Origin of the sequence: Mycobacterium sp. SP-6446, assembly GCF_001954045.1 — a bacterium.
In the GTDB taxonomy this organism is placed as follows: Bacteria; Actinomycetota; Actinomycetes; order Mycobacteriales; family Mycobacteriaceae; genus Mycobacterium.
On sequence record NZ_MBEM01000169.1, the window covers coordinates 55,100 to 75,334 of the forward strand.

Consider the following 20,235-nt stretch of genomic DNA (forward strand, 5'->3'; position numbering starts at 1 on the left):
GAGATTGAGGCGGTGCGGTCAAACCTCGTCGCTTTCATTGAGAACCGGATCCAGCTCAACCCGAACAATCTTGACGAGTATGTGAGCGCTGTCGAAGTCATCTGGGAACTAGTCGCAGAGTTGGGAGAGGAGAAGGGCTTTCGCAAGTTCTTCACCGACCGGCAAGCCAACGTCAGCCCACCCGAGACCCGGCTTGCTCCAGTCCGCCAGCATGTCTCCAACGAATTCGTCTCACTGCAGCTGGCGCTTGGAGGATTCAAAACGTTCGGCGTGACGAATTACCTGGGCTACTAATCGGTTCGCTGAGCGGACCGCACCCTTGTCCGCGCAACCCTCAAGGCATCCAATTGTACTGGCGCGCAATACAGGCCAGGGCGAGGCCTCGTTTCGCCCACACCGCACGCATGCTTGAAGGAGGGCTTAAATGTCCGGAACAGCCAAGGCAACGCGCAAACACACGACCCTATCCAGGCCGTCGGAGTCCGCGCCGCCAAAGGCGAAGAGTGCGAGTGGCGCGTTTCAGCTCCACAACGACACCAACTCGCACGTCTCGGTCGTGTGGTCCGAATGGGGCTCGGTTATCCGGGTACTCACGCTGGCTTCTGGCACCACCAGCGATTCATGGCCACTAGCGGGTGACGATGGGATCTGGATTCTGTATATAGATTCCGAGGCGTTGACGCAGGCCGCATGGGACGGGTCGGGCTGGATCGTCTGGTACGACGCCGCGGGGTCCCCAGCCAACGGAGTGAACAAAGTCAGTGCATTTCACTGAGGGGGCCGTGTTGCGGCCACCATGGCTGCGACCATGGTGTGAGCGCCATCCAGGCACGCCCACCTCACCGGTACCTGCGAATTAGCGCCCAATTCACCGATTGAGGCTGAGACATCGCACAACTCGTGTTCCGCCTCGCCTACTGCAGGCACCAGATAGTTCTCCTCAGCCAACGACGAGGTCAGCCAAGAAGGGAGCAGTGCTCATGGATGGGAACGGGGAGCACATCGGCAACGTCGCGGATTCCAAGATCTTGGGCGGCGCACTAGGCGAGCGGCGCCACCAGGCTGCCCACGAGGCCGGGGTGATCGGAACGAAGCACGTGCTGGCGCCGCCGGGCGAGGTAAAAGAGCTACACGTTTGCATGGGCCTCAACGCTTGCCAAGGCCACGGGCGTGACGGCAGCGGAGATATGGCGGGAATGGGCGCATGCGCCACCGTCGTCCACGTGTGTCACGGCGACAACAACTGCCGCGGGCAGGGAGGCTGCGGATACTCCGGCAGTGACCTTGAGCAAGCCAAGCCGGGAGACCAGGCGTGCAAGTGGAATGGCAGCTGCGCCAGCCCGATTAACGTCAGCCGGGTCTCATCCGCTGGTCCGAACAAGGGCCGCAGTGTCTGGAAATTGGCCCGACAACTGTTCGAGCAGAGGATGTATGAGGCGCAGATCCCCTTTGGTCCGTCACCGGGGGAGGGCTGCCCCGACGATTTCGTGCCGGGATACGAGGACCCGTGGACCGGCTGCCCTTCATGACATCCTGTCCGCCCCGACTGGGGTACCCCAACCTCGGTATCGGGTTGGGACTGCGCTCAGCCCATTTCGGCCACATCCAAGAGCACTGGCCGGCGGTGGATTGGTTCGAAGCCATCACCGAAAACTTCCTCGATTCGCAGGGCCGCCCCCGCTATGTCCTTGAGCAGATCGCCGAACGGTATCCGGTTGTCCTGCACGGAGTGTCGTTGTCGATCGGAAGTACCGACCCGCTGGATTTTGGCTACTTGGCCAAGCTGAAGCGTCTGGCTGCTCGGGTGGACGCCCGTTGGGTATCGGACCACCTGTGCTGGACCGGGGTGGCCGGAATGAATACCCATGAGCTGCTGCCGATCCCCTTCACGGAAGGCAGCCTGCGGCACGTAGTACAGCGGATCGGTATTGTCCAGGACATTCTGCAACGGCCGCTGGTAGTCGAGAATCCCAGCACGTACTTGACATACGGCGCGTCGACATTGAGCGAATCCGAATTTCTCAGCCGAATGGCGACCGAGTCCGGGTGCGGCCTGCTGCTCGACGTGAACAACGTCTACGTGTCCGCACGCAACAACGACTTCGACGCAATGGCCTACCTCCAGGCTTTACCACACGAACGCATCGTGCAGATGCACCTGGCGGGCCACCGAGACGTCGGGACGCATGTCATCGACACCCACGACGGCCGGGTGGTCGACGCCGTCTGGGAGCTCTATGCCCAGGCCACCGTCCTCACCGGCGGCACCAGCACGCTGCTCGAGTGGGACGCCCGCATCCCCACCTTCGAGATACTGCACGCCGAGGCGCTCCGCGCCCGCGACTACGGCGCCGGTTCGGTTCAAAAGTCAGCTCGCACGGCTGTGTCGAGCCCCCTCAACCTGGCTGTGCCGTGAACGGCGAGCCGACGCTTCGTGATATGCAGGGCTGGCTGCAGACAGTCGTCCGGTATCCGGGCGACATTGCCGCCGCGGTCGCCTCTCCGGAGGCTCGGCGCTGGCTCGACCTTGGACCCGGCGAGCTTGATGACGTTGTCTGCGCGTCCGCGGCCCTGACCCCCGCGCAGCGCCTCGGACTGTATGCCGGCTCCTACCGGCTCCGACTGCTTGAATGCCTGCGCGAGCTGCACCCAGCCCTGCGCCACGCACTGGGCCCGGCGCTGTTCGATGGCGTCGCCCTGAACTACTTGCAGTCCAATCCCTCCACCAGCTACACGCTGTTCGAGCTGGACCGCGACTTCGCCGATCACCTGGCAGCGACTCAGCCGGCGTTGGCCGACGGCGAAGAGCCGTGGCCCTCGTTCCTGGTGGACATGGCCCGCCTCGAGCGGCTCTTCCTCGAGGTCTACGACGGTCCGGGCGTTGAAGCGGTCGAAACCGGGGGTGCTGCACCCGCGGCCGTGTCGCGCGACCCATGTGCCTCCGCGAATTTCCCTGCGCAACAACATGGTTGGAGTTTGAGCGCCAGTGGAGGCGGAAGACTTCCCGCCGAGCTTCCGCCGGGTTGGGCCGAGGCAACGGTTTCGGCGGTGCCGTGCCTCAGGCTCCTGACATCGCGCTACCCGGTGGGTCGGTATCTGCTTGCTGTGCGCCGGGGTCGGCAACCGGCGCTCCCGCTGCCGCAGCCCTGCTTCCTGGCGCTAAACCGCCGCGACTACAGGGTCGTGGTGCATGAGCTGGAGGTGGAACCATACAGCCTGCTAGTCGCCCTTGTTGTCGGAGCGCCGCTGGCCGAGTGTGCCGCGGCAGCTGGAATGGCGTTGGCTGAGGCCTGGCGAGCGGTGCGGGGCTGGGCGGCGCAGGGCTACTTCCGGGCGATCGGTCCGGTAACAGTGCAAAGTGACGCAACACAATCCGGCGACGCCCGAGTGGAGCGGGAGCCGGTGAGGGCAGAAAGGATTGCGACGAGATGCTGACGGCAATCAAGGCCCGGCCGCTGGAGGCCGACAAGCCGATCACGACCGTGAAGGGATTGCGGACGCACCTGTACCACGCGGCGCAGCTGGAGATGTCGACGATCCCGCTGTACCTGTATGCCGCGTACTCGATCCAGACCCAGAGCTACTCGCAGTGGGCGCCTGGCGTGGCGGCGATCCGGGCGATCCGCAGCGTGGTGATCGAGGAGATGCTGCACCTGTGCTTGGTGCGCAACTTGATGATCGCCGTCGGGGGTGGTGACGAGCTGACGTTCTACGACAAAACCTTCATCCCTACCTATCCGTCTCCGATGCTGCACCGGATCCCGACGCTGATGCTCGGGCTGTCACCGGCGTCCGAAAAGCTGATGCGCAAGATGTTCATGCCGCTGGAGAAGCCGGCGCGCACCGACGCGCCACCGGAGCCGGACCAATACCACACGATCGGCCAGTTCTACGCCGCGATCAAAGATGGCTTCGAGCGCCTCTCCGGCCCCAAGCTCTGGGCGCACAACCGACCCGATCTTCAGTACCAGAGCACCTACTGGAACCAAGACGGCGGAGGCTCACCAATCGTGGTCTGCGACCTCCCCTCGGCGCTGTCGGCCATCTCCACCATCGTCGAGCAGGGTGAAGGAGCCGCCCACAACGAGGTGCCGATCTCACCGACCTCCCCGGTGGCGGGCGAAACCGAGTTGTCGCACTACGCCAAATTCAAGAGCATCGCTGAAAACATCGACCAGCTGGGGACCGTGTGGCCCCTGCAAGACAACCCAACGCTGGCCGGGTACGTCGGCACCCCGGCCGAATCGCTGGCCGAGCTATTCAACGCCGCCTTCTGCTATGTGTTGGCGATGCTCGATGCCCTCTACGCCACATCGCGAAAAACCGTGCAGCCCAACCAGAACAGTCCCCGGTACGGTCTGGAGCGAACCTTCGTCGCCGCGATGGGCGGGCTGCTATTCCCAATAGCGGCCCTGCTGGTCACCATCCCGCTACCCGACAGTCATCACGCCGCGCCGACCTTCGAGTTCTACCCGTTCGCAGAAACCCCCTCGAAGAAGGACCAGCTGGCCGCGATGTGCGACAGACTGCTCGGACAGTTCCCAAGCCTCGGCGGGGACAACGGAGTCCGGCACCTGATCGCCCTGCTCCCCTCGGTGTAGGCCCGCTACGAACCGTGGCGGCGCGCCGTCGAAGGCCGAAATACTTGGGAGCGCCGAACATTCCGGCCGCGTTTCTGGCCCCGGCTTCGTGTCGCGGGCCCACCGATCTGGATAACCGGCGAGTACATACCCTGGCGCGAACCATGTTGTTGCGGCGGCCGAACGGTCACCGCGAACGATCACCACTGCTCGACAGTGGGGGAGTTCGTGGGGATGGTCTCGATGATCGACTCGGTGAGGGCGTCGCGCACTCCGATCGTGACCGTGCCAATAGTCCACACGACCCCGAGGGCCGACAGGACCAGCCCGGTGATGACCGGCATCGGTGAACGGGCTTGGGAGCGAGCCAAATCCGGCGCGATGGGGGTCAGTTGCTCACCGGCGTCCAGGTCGTGCTGATAGAAGATCCCGGGGCCGGTCATGTCATCGGGGCCCATCGGGTAATCGACGTCGGGAAGCACCGGTCGCGGGGTCACCGGCCACCAGTCGGTGGCGCCGTCGACGGCGAGCCATCCATTGAGGATTCCGTAGATGCCGGCGGCCAGAAACGTTGCCGGTATTTGCGCAATGAGCCAGGGCGTTACGAACGCCGAGCCCAGGCTATTGCCGTGCTGGTACAGGCACAGCGTCAGTGCTCCTAGGCCGACGCCGGCCCATAACAGGGCCGCCAAAGGGTAGGAGCGTAACCGGTGCGGGATAAACCCAATAACCCGCCGATACAGGAGAATTCCCGCGGGCCAGCCGATCGGGGCAAGCAGTACGGAGGCAGCGACGACCATGACTTCTACATAGCCCTCAATGGTATCCACCCGCCGCGCAGGCAAGGGCTTGATGACGTTGTCGTTGTATGGATCTGGCCGTGCGCCAGCGAGCTTGCGGTGCCGGTCACGGATCCGTCGGTCAAGGATCTCGGCACGGCGCTTCTGGATGGTGAAGACGCCGGCGTGACGGGCGATCCACTCCCGGCGGATCTCGTCGAAACGGTCCGACGGCATTTCACTCAACATAGCGTTCACGGGTTGTGTTTAGTGTGTAAATCTGCAACCATTGCGACATGAGCCAAATCGTAACGATCGCCGAAGCGTTTGTCGACAACCTGGCGGGGATGACGACGATCGCGGTGGCGGCCGTTATCGCCAAGGTCGCCCTGCAACACGGGCTTTTCCACGCTCAACAGTCCGCAGGCCCGCTGGCCGGTGCGGCCGCCCAGCCGCGGGATGTGGTGAGCGCCCCGCTCGGTTACCCAATCACGAATCAGACACCTCCGGTGTACAGCGCCGCGGCGCTGTGGGGGTCGCCGCTATGACCGCCCGGCTCAACGACACGGAATGGCTGCGTCGCCAGCTCGGCCCCGATGGGCATTCGGATGGTGACACAAGCGGCGACGCGGAACCGATCATTGGACTCGGTGGTTCTGTCGATCCCACTCGGAACGGGACAGAGCCCGACCAGGTCAGGGTTCGGCCCACCAGGCTCGACCGCAGGTATTGGTTCGGCGGTCTGGCCGCTGTCGGGATCGTGATCGTGTTGCTGGGGGTGATGCTGCTGTGGGGCGACGGCAAGCCGGCCGGTCAGCGTGGTGGCGACCCCGGCGCCCAACCGGCGACGGTGAGTACCGTCGCGGCGCCAACGCCGGTGGCTGCCGAAACCACCGGAGCGGATCGTCCGCTGCCATTCACAGCTAGCGCCAATTGCCCAGCCGGTTCGACGTCGGCGCAGACGCTCGCAGGTGCTGATCCGACGAACGCATTCGTATGTGTTCGGGACCTGGTCGATGGACAGGTCATCCGGTTGGATCTGTCGAAAACCTATGTCATCACAGCGATTTCCATAACGCCAGGCTGGGTTGGGAAGGATTCCAGCGGGGCTTCGCAGTGGGCGCAGCACCGGGTGGTGACCCGGGTGCAATATGTATTCGACGACACCGACCGCACGATGGTCATGCAAGACACCGGCAACGTACACGGGGAGGCGGTCCAGCCGGTCAAGCATGTACTGGCGTCGAAGGTCACCATCCTGATCCTGCAAACCTCACGCCCGCCGGCCGAGACCACCTCCGTGCCGACGCCTGGGCTCGGCGCGCCGGGTGGTGGACTGTTTGGCGAGCCGAACGCCACGCCCGACTCACCACCGTCGACCCCGCCGCTTTCACCGGCTCCCATGATGAGTCCGGGCGGCCAGCCGACGACCGATCCAGTCGATTCCACGTTCGCGATCAGTCGCCTGAAAATTATTGGGCACGAGGCGGTTTAATGCCCACCCTAAACAAAGCGTGGCAGAACCGGATCGGCAGCACGCGCGCATCTGCGCATCGGATAGGCCGGCTGACGATGTTCGCGTTGGCGACGCTGGCCGGGCTGCACCTGGTCTGGAATTTTCTGTTTGGTTCGCCCACCGACGTGGTGACCCCAGCGCGCACCGTGGTCAACCAGTCGGCGGTGGTCAGTTCTTTCGCGCAGGATTACGTGTCGGTGTGGTTGACCGCGACCTCGACCAATCCGGGCAGCATCGCCCAATTCGTCAGCGTGAAAAGCGGTGATCTCAAGCTGCCGTCTACCCCTGCGGTGGTGATCGACGCGCCAACGGTCGTGTCGGTGACCCACATGGGCACGGCGGGCAAGGGCGCCACCGCTGACGTTTTTGCCGTCGTAGTCGGGGTCACACAGCGGGCGTACGAGTCCGCGGCGCCGACCCGAGCTCTGTACCGGGTGCCGGTGCTGTGGTCGAAGGACGGCGTCCGGGCGATCAGCCTTCCGGCCCGCGTCGGCGGGATCGGAGCAGGCGCCGACTTAACGCCAGACTATCCGACGGCAGTGGGGCCGAAGGAGCCTGTGTTTGCAATGGTTTCCGGCTTCATCAGCGCCTACCTGACAAAGTCCGGCGGGCTAGATCGTTACGTGACAGCCGATTCGCGGCTGGTCGGCCTCGGCGACGCCTACCAGTCGGCGACGGTGACAACGCTGACGGCCACGACGACGCCGGCCAGTTCGCCAAGTGATGGTGAGAAGGTACGGGTGCTGGCTCGGGTGACGGCAATCACCTCGCAGTACGCGCCCATCGAACTGGTTTATCCGCTGACCCTGGCCGGTGTCGGCGGCCGATGGTCGGTGGCCGCGATCGACCGGGCGCCGGTCATGTCGACTGACACCGATCCGGTTCCGGTTGTGACAACGTCGTCATCCAAGTAGTCCAACAACTCGGGAAGAGAACAGAAATGGTCGAAACCACGTTGGCCGTTGGTGATTTGATCACCGCGATACCGAACTTGTATTACCAGCTGGAGAAGCCAATCGCCGTCATCCTCTTGATCACCGGCGGCATATCGGGCGCGTTCAGTCTGCACAGGGGATTCGGACATGCCGCAGGCAAGGTGATTGGCGGAATCGCCCTCGCTGCACTGGCTTTCGGGGGCTTAAGCCTCGCACACTCGATCGATTACACGGTGAACCAGCATGGTTTCAGCGGTCCCGTCGTGAACGACACCACCGGCTACCTCCCGTAGCCGCGGGATCTCGCAATGACAGAGGAGACGGCCCGAGTCTTCGCCGAGGTGCGTGACTTTCCAATCTACATCTCGCACATCGACGAAAACACCCGCGTGTGGTTCGCGCCGTGGCGGATCTGGGACGGTGCGACGGCACTCGCTGGGACGGCGCTGACCGTGTGGGCCACCTGGCATTGGCTCAATTCTGGTTTCGCCGCAGTAATTTTCGTGTGCTGCGGGGCCGCAACCGTGGGCGCGACCGTGCTGGCCCGCCAGATACCCATCAACCGGCCGACCCTACCGTATCGCGCATTGTGGCTGACGCACTGCATATTCAGTACTCAGCGTCGCACCACTGCGGGGGAGGGGCGATGATCACCTTCACCGACAAATGGTTATCGCCGCCCAAGGCGGTCATCGGAAATCTGCGTTTCAGCCACGGCGGGGTGTATGCCGAGTTCGTGTTGCGCGGCCAGCCGGGAGGCATGCAGCCATTCTCGCGTAAGCGCAAAATCGCCGAGGGGCATCGACCGCTGGTCCGCCAACTGCCCTCGGGGATGGTCTTTTCCGGCTTGCTGGCGCCCATCGACCCCCGCACCGTGATTCGCCGCATGGTGTCGGGCTACGAGGACCGCCCGGACTGGGTGCGTGAGGTCCGCGACTGGGAGCAGTACCTGCAGATCGAACCGTTCTACGAGCGCATCTTCTGGCTCACAGTGCCGGTGGATTCGGGCCTGGCCGGCCGCACCGGGGCAGGCCGATTGACCAAGACATGGGGTGCGGTGGTAGGGCGCGACGCCGACGATGACACCAGCCTGGAGGCTTATCGCGATCTAGCTGGCCAGATCGTCGCGAAGATACCCGAGCGGTTCGCGCCTCAGCCGGCCACGCCCCGCCAGATCCAATGGGTGTGGCGGCGACATGTGACACGGGGCGTCGACGACACTCCGTTTCCCTATGAGCCTGGGGGGCCGGGGCGGCTGGTCGCCTCCGACTTCGAGTCGGCGGGCTTCGACGAGGGCGATCAGGCCAGTCGTCGTTGGCGCTGGTTGCCCACCATGGCGCCGGTGTTGCGGGTGACCGCCGACGGGGCGGCAAGCAGCTACCAGGCATTGATGCCGGTGGCGCAGCTGCCCTCGGGTGGGCTGGCCTATCCACGCGCGGAGTATCTGCTGTCGATCGACGACGTCGAGATCGATGCCACCGCCGACTGGTTTCAGCACGTGACAGTCCGCTCGGCCGAAAAGGCCTTGGCACGCGTTGACTGGGCGCAGCGCAACCTCAACGATCAGTCGTTCCAGCGTGCGGGCCGACGGGCCAGTCACACCGACCTGGGTGAGCGCTATCAGGCGGCCGAAGACTATAACGCCGAACTGCGCTCCCACCGGCTTGAACGCGAAACCGAGTTCACCACTGTGATCGCCGTGGGCTCCCGGTCGCGTGAGCAGACCAGCCACGCGGTGCAGCAGCTTCACACCGAGTTCTCCGAATCATTGGAAACGGCACTCGCGCTGCCGCGCGGCGCCCAGCGATCCTTGTGGCAGATCGGCAATCCCGGCAGCGAGGAACGCGTTCCGCTCAGCCAGTTCAGCCACCCAACCACCACCAAGCACTGGGCGCGGTTTTCGCCGCTGGTTTCGTGCGAGCTGGGCAACGAGACCGGCATGCTGTTGGGCATCAACCTGGCCACTCGTCGGCCCGCGCCCGTGCTTGTGGATCTGGAAGGGGCCCCGACGCGGCGTCGGAGTCCCGGGATGCTCTACATCGGCTCACCCGGAGGGGGGAAGTCGCAGTCGGCCAAGAGAGTGGTCGACGCCTGGATCAAGCGCGGCGGTCAGGCCTCAATCAGCGATCCAGGGCCCAAACGTGAATGGGTGCCGGCATTGGCCCATCACGGCGATCAGATCGCGGTGATCGATCCCGGTCGCGCCGAAGTGTCGCTCGACGGGCTGCGGATCTTCCCGCGCGAGATCGCCGTCGAGCACACCCTGGACCACCTTCTGCCCATGATGGGCGTGGAGGCCGATTCCATAATCGCCGGCCAGTTACGGACCCTGCTTCGTCCCGATCAGCGGGTGGCCGACAGTACCGGCGGCCTTCTGCGTTATCTGAACTCGTTGACCGGATCCGCGGCGGACGAGCACGCCGAGCTGACCGCCAAGTTGAACATGTGGTCCACCGTCGACTACCTGAGGGCGATGTTCGACGACTCGCTGCCTGTCCCGCCGATCGCGGAGAAGGCGGCGATCGTTTGGCTCACCGCCGATTTGGAGCTTCCGAACGAAACCGAGACCGATGCGGTACACCTGTATCGGCGTCAAAGCCCGAGGGCGCGAGCAGGTTTGGCGATATATGGGATGATCGCCGCGCTGACGAGGGTCACCTATTCGACGTCCCGACGCCGCGGGGTGTTCGTCGCCGAGGAGGCGCGCCCGTATCTCGCTTCGCCGGTCGGAAGGCGCGAAACCTTGCGGACTGTTACACAGGGCCGCAAAGAAGGCTTCGGATTCATCGGGATTTCGCAGCGGGTGGAAGATTTCGACGGCATCGGGCGCGAGTTTCTGCCGCAGCGAGTGATCACGCCGTTCACCGATCCGGACTACGCTCGCGTCGCGTTCGAGTCGATCGGGATCGACCCGCGGGAATACCCGCAGGTGCTCGACACGCGCACCGTTGAGGGCCACGCCTATGCGTATTTCATCGACGAGCAAGGCCGCACCGGACTGGTGGATCTGCTACCCCCGGCCCAGCCGGAGTTGGTGGACGCGTTCGACACCACCGATATGGACGCACCGCGAGCGGAGTCGTCTGGCCGCAACGGTCAAGCGGGGGCACCGACATGAGCCGGACTGAGCGATTCGCCGCCTTTCTGTACGAGCGGCCCCGACTGCGCCGCGTCTGGCGGATGTGGTGCGCGTTGTGGTTGGGCATTTCCTGGGCTACGGCAAGTGCGCCAATTGCGGCCGCCGATCCGACGGCCCCGAGTCCTGGCCCCGACCAGGCGATGATGGCGTGGACGGGACTGCACGACAGTTACGGCGTGCCGGTGGCCGACTATTACGTGTCGACGGTTTCCCCGTTTGAGGCGGGGGTTTCTGCGGCGGAGTCGTCGTTCAGCATCCTGCACCCCGAAACAATCGGGAATGCAATCGTCGCAGCCTTCGAAGCGGCGCTGTCGAACTTTGCGGCATCAGGCTTTATCGCCCTCGAGTGCGCCGTGCTGATTTTCATTGGCGGAGTGGGGATTTGGTTCGTCAAGTTCGCGCTGGCCGCGCCGTGGCTGTCGTGGCTGGCCACGCTTGCCAATCCGTTTGTGAACAGCCTCAACGTGCTGACCGATCAGCTCTACGTGATGCCGATCGCCCTGTTGGTGTGCTGCCTGATCGGTGGTGTCGTCGCGCTGACCAAGGGTATGGGGCGCGGGCTGGGGATCATCGGTGGCGGGCTACTGGTCATCCTGCTGGTCTATTGGCTGATGCGCGACCCGGTCCAGGACATGATCAGCGATAACGGGATCCTCGGCATCGGGCAGCACCTGGGGTTCATGGTCGCCGAGGGCGCCGTGCACAACGGCCCGCTGGCGGCCGGTGGCACCGCAGCCCAGCTGGACGCCTTGGACAGCCTGTTGTGTGATGTGTTGCTGCGCGAACCGATTCAGATGATCGACTTCGGCATGGTCGTTGACACCAATCCGGTATGTGCGGACGCATGGTCGGCGGCGATCATGGCCGGGCAACCCGATGGACCCGCGCACGCGATGGCGCAATGCGCGCCAGCCGCCCTGGCCCACGCCCAGCATCTCGGTTTGGGCTCGGCGGGTTGGTTCCTCGTGGTGATTGCGGTGGAGCTGGTGGTCATGTCGGCCCTCCTCTACATCGCGGCTCACGTTGTGGGGATCGGGTTCAAGACGTTCTTCCGAGTGTTGGTGCTGGTGCCGGCCGCGCCGTTGGCGGTTGCCCCGGGTCCGACCCGGCGCTTCGCGGCTCACAGCGCGAACCGGCTGATCATCGACGGTGTGGAAATGCTTGCCACCACAGCGGGATTGGGAATCGTGGCGATCATTTGCGGTGAGGTCACCAGCGGCTCGGTACCCGGTCTGACGGGCATGTCCAGCCCGTTCGCCAAGTTGATGATGTTGTTGGTGTTAGCGGTTGCCGGCGCGTTCGGCTACCACCACATGCTGAAGTCGTACCGTCAGCGGCGAAACTTGATCAGCACGCTTGGTGAGTTCGGGAAGAACGTCCAGTACATTGACTACCTCCAGGTCACCGCGACGGGGCGTTCCCTGTCCGGGTGGAGGCGGAGTCGGTGGTATCACGACCCCAAGACCAGTGATTTGTGGCCAGGCAGAAATTCGAATTTGGACCCCAGCGACGACCAGGCAAGACGACCACAACCGGTCTATATCGTCCAGGACCCCGACACACCAGGCCGCAGCGGGCATCCGCCGCCCAACAATAGTCCGACCCCCTGGCCGCAGGCGCGACACACCAGCATTGGCGGGACCCAGGCTGGACGATCCGAAGGTACGGCACGCGGTGCGGCGCAAGCCGCCGCCACGGTCGTGGCACCCGAAGCAGTCATCGGAGAGGAAATAGCTACCGGCGAATTCGCCGCGGGCGCCGCGGGCCGTAGGCAGTCACCGGACGGGCCGGCTAGCGGTCACGCGCACCCGACGGCCGGACCGGCCAAAGGCGATTCTGCGTGGCCACGTTTCGAGGGAGTCCTTACTCCCGACGAGCCCGGCCTTGGTCGGTCCAGTCAAGGAGGCGACGCGGGCCGAGCTGGCGGCCCACCGCCCCAAGGCCCGAGCGGCGCTGCATCTGGGCGCTAATCGGGGTCCAACGCCGACGAGAAGGGAGACGAGAACCGCTTGAATCACAACGTTGCCTCGGACGGCTCTGACCGAGCCAACTCGTGTGTCGCCTCCGAGTGTCCAGCCGTGGTGAATGAGGCAGTACGCGACTCGTATTGGTATGCATCGCGACTCATCAACGTCGGCTGGTTGATCCGGCGCATAGGCACAACGGAGGACGGCGGCTTCTTCGTGGGTGAGACGCCCGGGCGACGGCTCGTGTCTGTTGACGATCATGGCCGCCAGCGCACCGATCCGGCTGTGCAATTCGCCAAGAGCATCACCGCGCTGGCCGCGGCCGGTGCGGCCGACGGTCGTGACTACCTCCGCGATCTGGAGCGCCTGCTTCGTCAGCACTCGCCACTGCGGCGCCCGGCATCGTTGACGTGGTGCACTTGGCATATTCCCGGTGTGCCGGCGAGCCTGCAGCCCATCCCAAAGATTCGGGCCGCCTATTGGTTTGCCGTGACGCTGACCGATGACTACGGCTGGCAGCTCTCCGAGATCGGAAAGCCAACGGCTGCCGGCGGATTCATCGCGAATATTCCTGGCGAGACGGTCGCCGTATATCCGGCGTCGATGCCTGATGATCACACCGTCGCCTCGGCATTCGCTCGTCTGCTGGCCAGCATGAGCATAGCGGAAGTGGATATCGTCGCAAGGCTCGTTCAGTGGCACAGCGGCGTGCCACACCAGCAGCGCTGGAGCCGCTAGAGTCCGCAGCGGCGCGTGGTTCCTCGCCCATGCGAGGGCTAGCGTCGATGGTCAGTCGGTAGTGCCTCGAGGGCGGCGATTTCTCGTGCGACCGCTTGAGTCCGCAGTCAATGTCAATCGCCCGTTCGTGTCATGGCCCACGCAGGCACGCGACTTCCAGCCGGACGGCTTCGGCCAAGTTGGAAGAGTCGCTGACGCTGACGTGCTGGTGCAGCCACGCCAGCGGCCTTGGTGCCCACCAGTTCAACCGTCCCAGCACATGCATGAATGCTGGCATCAGTAGCATCCGAACCAGGGTCGCGTCCATCAAAACCGCCAGTGAGATACCAAGGCCGAACATCCGCATGAATGACACCTTCGACGCGATTAGCGCGGCGAACGAGATCGCCATCAGCAGCGCTGCGGCCGTCACCACCCGACCGGTGTGGGCCACGCCCAGGGCGACGCTTTCATCGTTCTCGGACCGAGTCCGCCCTGATGCCAGCCAGTATTCACGGATGCGCGACACCAGAAAAACTTCGTAGTCCATCGACAGCCCGAATGCAAGGCAGAACAAGAGCACTGGAGCACTTGTTATCAGTGATCCGGTGGCCATCGTGCCGAACCCGTCCAAGTGTCCATCCTGAAAAATCCACACGAGCGCACCGAATGTTGCGGACAACGACATCACGTTGAGCAGCAGTGCCTTCAGTGGTAGGACAACGCTACCCGTCATCGCGAACAGCAGCCCAAGAGTGATCGCGCCGATGACCGCGAGCACCAGCGGAAGCCGGGACGTGACCGCCCTAGCAGCGTCGTGGTTGATTTGGGCCCAACCGGTCAGCTCGATGCCTCGGCCGCCGGGGGGTGTCACGGCGTGCAGCCGATCCAGCTGAGCTTCGGATGCCTTCGAGTACAGCGGCGCCGTGGAGTTGATGGTGAAGAATGCGGCGCCGTCGTTCAATCCGGTGGGGGCTGAGGCAGGTCCGACGCGCCGGCCCTTGACGAATGTCCCGCCGGGTGACGATACCGATGACACGTCCGCTACCAGTGATAGCTGCTCGGCATACCGGGTCAGCTCGTTTGGTGTCGCACGGGCAATGTCGGGAATCACAACGGCCACATTGTCCGATGAGTTGACGGCAAAATCCGTGCGCAGCTCGTCACCGACCTGGCGCGCTGAGCCCGCTCCAGTTAGCACCCGGTCATCTGGGTAACCCCATTTGACCCCGAGGAACGGGATGCCTAGGGCAAGTAGGAGCGCGACGATCGCTAACCCGATGGGAATCGCCATACGCATCGCGGACCTGGTCGAGCGGTACCAGAATGTCTGATCGGTCGGACGTGGTAGTGGCCTGCGCCGCCGCCTGAGCAGCCGGCGCGCGAATACGCGTACATCCGCGGAGTCGAGCCGCTCACCGAGCAGGACAATGGTCGCCGGCGCAATTACGACGGCGGCCACGGCCGCGAAGACGACCACCGCGACACCCGCATAGGCGAAGGACTTCAGGAAATACATCGGAAACAAGAACATTGCCACCATCGATAGCGCGACCGTAACTGCCGAGAACAGCACGGTCCGGCCGGCAGTGGCCATCGTGCGGACCAAAGCCTCGTCACGTGCTGCCCCGCCGGCCAGTTCGTCACGAAACCGACTGACGATCAACAGCGTGTAGTCGACGGCCAGCGCGAGCCCCAGTGCGAGGGCCAGGTTCAGGGCGAAGACCGACACATCGGTTGCGAACGTGACCCCGCGCAGAACCGCCATCGACCCAACGATTGCGATGAGACCGACTGCCAATGGCAGCGCGGCTGCCAGCAACCCGCCGAAAACCCACACCAGCACAACGAAACTCAGCGGTAGCGAGATGGCTTCCATTGTAAGCAAGTCTTTTTGGGTTTGATCGATGATTTGGACGTAGTTCATCGCCTCGCCGCCGGCCGTGACTTTGACGCCATTGCGCTCGTGTGTTAGCTGGGCCGCCAGGGCCTTGGCGTGCTTTTGTGCCCCGTTCTCACCTCCGGCGATGCCCCCGACGACCAGTCCTGTCTTGCCATCGTTGCTGATCAGTGCCGATTCGCCGAGCGGCGATGCCGTCCACGCCGACTGTACGGTGGTAACGAACGGCGAGTTCTTCAACTGAGCGACGAGATCGGCGCCTGCGGCCCGCGCGGTCTCACTGCGCACACCCGCGTCCGAGCTGACGGCAAAGACAATCTGCATGTCGCCTTGGCTGAACTTGTCCGACAGCAGCTGCGTCGCGTGCCATGATTCCGACGCCGGATCCCGAAATCCCCCCGCGGAAAGGTTCTGGATGACTGGAAAGCCGAAGATGGCGGCAGCTACCACAACTAGCGATGCGGCAGCGATGACTCGGCGTGGGGCGGCCATGGCCAGCCGCGTGATGGCTTGTAGCACTGTCGGTCCTGTCCATGTCGCGTCGCGGCGGTGGACGGTCCGATCGAGTCGCGCAGTGGGTCCATGACGTGATCGCTCGTCTCGCCGCTTCGACTAGCTCTCGAAAGCGGTTCGAGGATTGCGCTACCCGTGCTACAGCGAACGGGTCCCTGTATACGCTGGCGCACTAGGTAGATGCGCGACATCGGTATATCGCACAAGCCGATTCACGCCGCGGGTCTCCACGAGCTGACACATGGGGCCGGTCGTCCTTCGGGGCCTGAGCCGTCGCTGCGATACATAATGTATCATTGGCGGGTGATGTCGTCCTAGGCGGATCGCGTCGTGTGTTTGGCGTGTCCGCGGCGGCTTGTCGCGGGGGTTGTTGATGGACATTCAGATCCCGGCGGGGTTGCAGTGGTTGGCGTTTCTGGCGGGGTCGCGTTGGCCGGCCAGACCGGCCAGTGAGTCCGGAATGTGGCGCATCGGCGGTTACTTGAGTGCGGCAGCCGATGGGTTGGAGGCGTTGATTCCTGCGCTGGCGCGGACGCGTGCAGCGACTCAGGCGGTATTGAGTGGGCAGACCGCGCGGGCGGCTGATGAGCAGTTTCATCTGTTGTTCGACGGAGAATTTGCGGTGGCCAAGTTGATGGGGGCGCTGCGTGCGTTGGCGGACTTGGCCTCCGGTAATGGCACCGAGATTCAGTACACCAAGTTGGAGATCATCTCCACGTTGGGAATCACTGCCGAGTCGATTTGGCGTGCGGTGGTGGCTTTCCCGTGGAATCCGGCGGCGTCGGTGGCGCTGACCACGGCCACTGAGGAGGTGGCCGCGCAATCGATTGGTGAACTGGTGTCGATGGTGTTGTCCCGCATACAGGCCGCGCTGGTTGGCGCGCTGGACACCACGACGGTGTCGCGGTTGGTGATCGAGGGTGCTATTGCCGCGGGCATTGGGACGGGCCAGGAGCTAGGGATTGAGGCCATCCAGCTGGGTGAGGGGCGCCGCGAGGGCATCGATGTGGGGCAGGTCATGGACAGCGCCGTGTCCATGGGGCTAGCTGGGATGGCGGCCGGTGCGGTGGGCCCCGTGGTCAAAGAGATGGTTGGCAGCGCCGACCACCTAGGGATGCAAGTGGTTAAGGGAGCGGTCAGCGGGGTGTCATCGGCCACGGCGGCCAATTTGGTGGGCACCGCGGTCGGCGGTGGTGATGTGACCGCGATGACCTTCTTTGGTGGGGCCATCGGGTTGGTCGACGGCGGGGCGCGCGGTGGCGCTAGCCATGCTGGGTCGGTCCATCGACCCGCCGACGGCCGTGTGCCGGTCGGTGCACCGTTCGCATCTGACATCGAACGGGCGTCGGGAGTCGAGCCCGGTGCCGCGGCGGGTGCCGCAGCGGCCAGCGCCGGCCACGAGCACGTCTCAGCGTCCACCGCGGCCGCGCCGCCGGCCACGCATCCGGATCCCGTTGCGCGCGCTAGCGACTCCGCTGGGCCTCCCGAGGCTCGGGCAGCGGTATCGGAACAAACGGCCGTCGGCGGCAAGGCGGAGACCCAGGATGCCCGATCGCATCTCGAAACGCCTGCGGCGGCCAATCCAGGGGACGGGCACGGCAACCAGATCATGGCCGACACCGGCCATGCAGAGCGGGCGCCCGGGGACTCGGGAATCGCGAAGAGCGCGAACAATTTACCAACATCGGCGCCGAGGTTCTCCCCCGAAGAGCACAGAATCGGCGGCGGGGGCGACCCGAGGGATACCCGTCAGGTTGTGCCCGCGCACGCCTCCGACGTGGCGCCGCCGGCACCGAGAGCAGCGTTCGATCATGGCGCCAAAGCCGCTGTTCCAAGCCCGGATGGACGAGCTGTTGCAGGTCCTGTTGCCAACCTGACCGCCGAGTCACTCCGGGTTGCGGCCGCGCATGCCGCCGAGACGACCCTGGCCGAGGCGGGAATGCCTGCGGACCGGGCCGGCGGCGACCCTGTGGCGGGCAGGCACGTCGGCCCTCCGACGGATGCGGCTGGCACGGACCGCACCGCGCTGGTCCGCGACGAGGGCGGCGCCCGGTCGGTTCAGGGCGCGGGGTCCCTGGGGAGGGACGCGCGGGTAGTCGCCGTCCGCACGGACTCCACCAGGCCGCACAGCGGTCGGAGCGACGGCGCTCGACCCGGTGCGCACGGCCCAGATCGGCTGCGGCGCAGCGCAGTTAGCCCCGATATGCGCGGCAGGTTGGGTCGGGTGACCCGTCGCGTGAATGGCGCCCCCACCGACGTCGACGATCCACTCAGGGCCGCCAAAGCCGTCGGCCTCGTGGCCGGCAGTGATCACCTCACCGTTCGCGATGCGGCTGGTTCGTATGGAGGGGGCGGCCACGCCGAGGGCTTCGCCGAACAGCCGTCACCCGATCGCAGAAACTGTGTCGTGGCCAGCGGCGACCAGTTGACCCAATGGTACGAACTGGATGGGCGGGATTACCGCGTCTATGCCGAACCCGACCCCCGGGGCATACCGGCGGTGGTGATGTTCGAAACCACCAATTCCGCCGCTGATTTCGTCGAGACGTTTGACGCGGTGAAGGGGGGCTTTGCGGACCTGCCCGTAGGTTCGTCGGCCATCGTGGCGGTGAAGTGGAGGTGGTCGGCATGGGCGAAGTTCGTGAACTGGCTAAAGACCGGCTCGCTGGACGGCGGCCATATGTTTCTCGCACGGAAAGTGGGCCCGGACGAGATCCGCTTCGTCGACCCCAAGACCGGGGAGGATTCCCTGTGGCCCCCGCCGTATGGCGAAAGCGCGGTGCAGCGCATGGTGGTCGGCTACCTCGACGACACGGGCCAGGCGGTCAAGCCACTTCACGACAAGCCCGCTGACATCGCTCCCGCCCGACGCCTCGGCCGCGTCGCAGGAGATACCTACTACAACGACCCCTATGAAGGCGACGCGGAACGGGAGTACTGGAAGGCAGAGATCCGCAAAGCGGATCGCTTCGCGGACGAATGGCACCAAGCACATCTGGCGAAGGATCCGGTGCTGTTGGAACAATCAATGGATGCCATCGACGTCCTGATCGTGCATAACGAATTGACGGCCCGCGACGCGAACGGCGCATTGAAGAACTGGGAAAAGTTCAAGGGTCAGGCCCAGATCCAGGATTGGGAGCTGTACCTCGACCGTCCGGACGAAGAAGTCACCACCGGTGTGGGGGTGGTCGCACATTTCTTGAAGGGGTACTACGGCGTCCCGTCACGCGACCTTGGGGGCGGCGGTCCGCTCGGGACAGGAGGACAGGACCGGAACACAGGCCGGTCCCGCTCCTCAGACGATCCGCCCGGACCTGGCGCCTGGGTACGCGATCGGGATGGCACCTGGCGCCCTGGGCGCCTACCAGACGACTTCCGCCCGCCGAAGCCGGAGCCCAACACCTCGGGGGGACGCGCCACGGACAAGCCCGCGGCCGACTCCGGAGACGCGCGAAACCGGCCCGACGCCGGCGACAAACCACGGGATCGGCCTAAAGACGCCGGCCCCCCGCAGGGGCCGCACCTAAGCCCGCGCGAACGCGAAGTGCTTGCGTTGGTCGCCGAGAGGCTCACCGACCAACAGATCGCCGACCGATTGTCTTTGGGTTTGAGAACCATCAGCACGCATGTCGAGCACTCGCTGAGGAAGCTGGGCGTCGGCGACCGCATCGAGGCGGCGTTGCTTGCCCATCGGCTCGGCCTCATAAATCTACCGGCCCACGTGCTCGAAGCCTTAGAACGCGGACAATTGCTGACCCCCCGCGAGCAGGAGGTGTTGCCGCTGGTGGTCGCCGGACTTTCCGACAAGGAGATCGCCGATCGGTTGGTCGTCAGTGCACGCACCGCTGAGGTATTTGTCGGGAGGTTGCTGAGGAAACTGGGGGTCAAGAGCCGCACCGCGCTTGGGAGGGCCGCGCGCCAGCGCGGGATCGGAGGTACAGGGTCCCAGGCCGACGGCCCGCCATCGTTGCAGAGCGCCCCGACCCCCCGCGAGCGCGACGTGCTTGCACTGGTCGCCGCGGGCCGCACCAATAAACAGATCGCCCGCGAATTGCGAATCGCCCAGCGGACAGTGGAATTCCACGTCGAGCACTTACTGATGAAGCTGGAGGCCAAGAATCGCACCGAGCTGGCCGCGCTCGCGCGCCAGCGCGGCCTCGTGGATTAGGGGTCGTTTGCCGACCAG

Annotated in this window: 16 protein-coding genes; 14 read left to right on the plus strand and 2 right to left on the minus strand. The window is 64.8% G+C overall.

From position 1 onward, the window contains the following. The first annotated feature begins 12 nt into the window (after window positions 1–12). The 5 genes from A5736_RS15390 (at window position 13) to A5736_RS15410 (ending at window position 4,601) form a co-directional block, all read left to right on the plus strand. Window positions 13–294, plus strand: coding sequence for a hypothetical protein (locus A5736_RS15390; protein ID WP_175611296.1), 282 nt, complete (start codon window positions 13–15; stop codon window positions 292–294). 686 nt (window positions 295–980) lie between these two features. After that, window positions 981–1,529: a hypothetical protein gene (locus A5736_RS15395; RefSeq protein WP_139333336.1), complete on the plus strand. Its 549-nt coding sequence runs from the start codon at window positions 981–983 to the stop codon at window positions 1,527–1,529. Continuing rightward, window positions 1,508–2,416, plus strand: a complete 909-nt coding sequence (locus A5736_RS15400; protein WP_217695755.1) for a DUF692 domain-containing protein — start codon at window positions 1,508–1,510, stop codon at window positions 2,414–2,416. The genes A5736_RS15395 and A5736_RS15400 overlap by 22 nt, the downstream gene beginning before the upstream one ends. A 23-nt stretch (window positions 2,417–2,439) precedes the next feature. Continuing rightward, complete coding sequence (locus tag A5736_RS15405) at window positions 2,440–3,435, plus strand: putative DNA-binding domain-containing protein (protein WP_139333337.1); 996 nt, start codon at window positions 2,440–2,442, stop codon at window positions 3,433–3,435. Next, window positions 3,429–4,601 carry a ferritin-like protein gene (locus A5736_RS15410; RefSeq protein ID WP_076247152.1) on the plus strand — a complete coding sequence of 391 codons (1,173 nt, stop codon included), beginning with the start codon at window positions 3,429–3,431 and terminating at the stop codon, window positions 4,599–4,601. The genes A5736_RS15405 and A5736_RS15410 overlap by 7 nt, the downstream gene beginning before the upstream one ends. Before the next feature lie 179 nt (window positions 4,602–4,780). Here A5736_RS15410 and A5736_RS15415 read toward each other — a convergent pair whose 3' ends face one another. Continuing rightward, window positions 4,781–5,596 carry a hypothetical protein gene (locus tag A5736_RS15415; RefSeq protein WP_175611297.1) on the minus strand — a complete coding sequence of 272 codons (816 nt, stop codon included), beginning with the start codon at window positions 5,594–5,596 and terminating at the stop codon, window positions 4,781–4,783. Window positions 5,597–5,655: 59 nt separating this feature from the next. Between A5736_RS15415 and A5736_RS15420 the strand changes: the two genes are divergently transcribed. The 8 genes from A5736_RS15420 (at window position 5,656) to A5736_RS15450 (ending at window position 13,654) form a co-directional block, all read left to right on the plus strand. Then, on the plus strand, window positions 5,656–5,907 hold the full coding sequence (locus tag A5736_RS15420) for a hypothetical protein (RefSeq protein ID WP_076247156.1): 252 nt from the start codon (window positions 5,656–5,658) through the stop codon (window positions 5,905–5,907). 218 nt (window positions 5,908–6,125) lie between these two features. Continuing rightward, complete coding sequence (locus A5736_RS15425; protein ID WP_175611298.1) at window positions 6,126–6,854, plus strand: hypothetical protein; 729 nt, start codon at window positions 6,126–6,128, stop codon at window positions 6,852–6,854. After that, window positions 6,854–7,789: a conjugal transfer protein gene (locus A5736_RS15430; RefSeq protein ID WP_076247160.1), complete on the plus strand. Its 936-nt coding sequence runs from the start codon at window positions 6,854–6,856 to the stop codon at window positions 7,787–7,789. Before A5736_RS15425 ends, A5736_RS15430 begins: the two co-directional genes overlap by 1 nt. Window positions 7,790–7,815: 26 nt before the next feature. Then, a complete protein-coding gene (locus A5736_RS15435; protein ID WP_076247162.1) occupies window positions 7,816–8,103 on the plus strand; it encodes a hypothetical protein in 288 nt (95 codons plus the stop codon). 15 nt (window positions 8,104–8,118) lie between these two features. Continuing rightward, window positions 8,119–8,460 (plus strand): hypothetical protein, encoded by a 342-nt coding sequence (locus A5736_RS26840; protein ID WP_254848371.1) that lies wholly within the window; start codon window positions 8,119–8,121, stop codon window positions 8,458–8,460. Beyond that, window positions 8,457–10,928 (plus strand): ATP-binding protein, encoded by a 2,472-nt coding sequence (locus tag A5736_RS15440; protein ID WP_254848372.1) that lies wholly within the window; start codon window positions 8,457–8,459, stop codon window positions 10,926–10,928. Before A5736_RS26840 ends, A5736_RS15440 begins: the two co-directional genes overlap by 4 nt. Beyond that, a complete protein-coding gene (locus A5736_RS15445) occupies window positions 10,925–12,919 on the plus strand; it encodes a hypothetical protein (RefSeq protein WP_139333338.1) in 1,995 nt (664 codons plus the stop codon). Before A5736_RS15440 ends, A5736_RS15445 begins: the two co-directional genes overlap by 4 nt. 108 nt (window positions 12,920–13,027) lie before the next feature. Beyond that, on the plus strand, window positions 13,028–13,654 hold the full coding sequence (locus tag A5736_RS15450) for a hypothetical protein (protein ID WP_076247165.1): 627 nt from the start codon (window positions 13,028–13,030) through the stop codon (window positions 13,652–13,654). 130 nt (window positions 13,655–13,784) lie between these two features. Here A5736_RS15450 and A5736_RS15455 read toward each other — a convergent pair whose 3' ends face one another. Beyond that, window positions 13,785–16,052, minus strand: coding sequence for an MMPL family transporter (locus tag A5736_RS15455; protein WP_076247167.1), 2,268 nt, complete (start codon window positions 16,050–16,052; stop codon window positions 13,785–13,787). Between the two features lie 367 nt (window positions 16,053–16,419). On the opposite strand from A5736_RS15455, the gene A5736_RS26405 reads away from it, so the two are divergent. Next, window positions 16,420–20,217: a LuxR C-terminal-related transcriptional regulator gene (locus A5736_RS26405; protein WP_076247169.1), complete on the plus strand. Its 3,798-nt coding sequence runs from the start codon at window positions 16,420–16,422 to the stop codon at window positions 20,215–20,217. Window positions 20,218–20,235 lie beyond the last annotated feature (18 nt).

Excerpts from the sequence above, each read along its gene's own strand:
- A5736_RS15395 (WP_139333336.1), top strand. The coding sequence starts at position 981 with ATGGATGGGAACGGGGAGCACATCGGCAACGTCGCGGATTCCAAGATC.
- A5736_RS15405 (WP_139333337.1), top strand. The coding sequence starts at position 2,440 with ATGCAGGGCTGGCTGCAGACAGTCGTCCGGTATCCGGGCGACATTGCC.
- A5736_RS15410 (WP_076247152.1), top strand. The coding sequence starts at position 3,429 with ATGCTGACGGCAATCAAGGCCCGGCCGCTGGAGGCCGACAAGCCGATC.
- A5736_RS15415 (WP_175611297.1), bottom strand. The coding sequence starts at position 5,596 with ATGCCGTCGGACCGTTTCGACGAGATCCGCCGGGAGTGGATCGCCCGT.
- A5736_RS15420 (WP_076247156.1), top strand. The coding sequence starts at position 5,656 with ATGAGCCAAATCGTAACGATCGCCGAAGCGTTTGTCGACAACCTGGCG.
- A5736_RS15430 (WP_076247160.1), top strand. The coding sequence starts at position 6,854 with ATGCCCACCCTAAACAAAGCGTGGCAGAACCGGATCGGCAGCACGCGC.
- A5736_RS15435 (WP_076247162.1), top strand. The coding sequence starts at position 7,816 with ATGGTCGAAACCACGTTGGCCGTTGGTGATTTGATCACCGCGATACCG.
- A5736_RS26840 (WP_254848371.1), top strand. The coding sequence starts at position 8,119 with ATGACAGAGGAGACGGCCCGAGTCTTCGCCGAGGTGCGTGACTTTCCA.
- A5736_RS15440 (WP_254848372.1), top strand. The coding sequence starts at position 8,457 with ATGATCACCTTCACCGACAAATGGTTATCGCCGCCCAAGGCGGTCATC.
- A5736_RS15445 (WP_139333338.1), top strand. The coding sequence starts at position 10,925 with ATGAGCCGGACTGAGCGATTCGCCGCCTTTCTGTACGAGCGGCCCCGA.
- A5736_RS26405 (WP_076247169.1), top strand. The coding sequence starts at position 16,420 with ATGGACATTCAGATCCCGGCGGGGTTGCAGTGGTTGGCGTTTCTGGCG.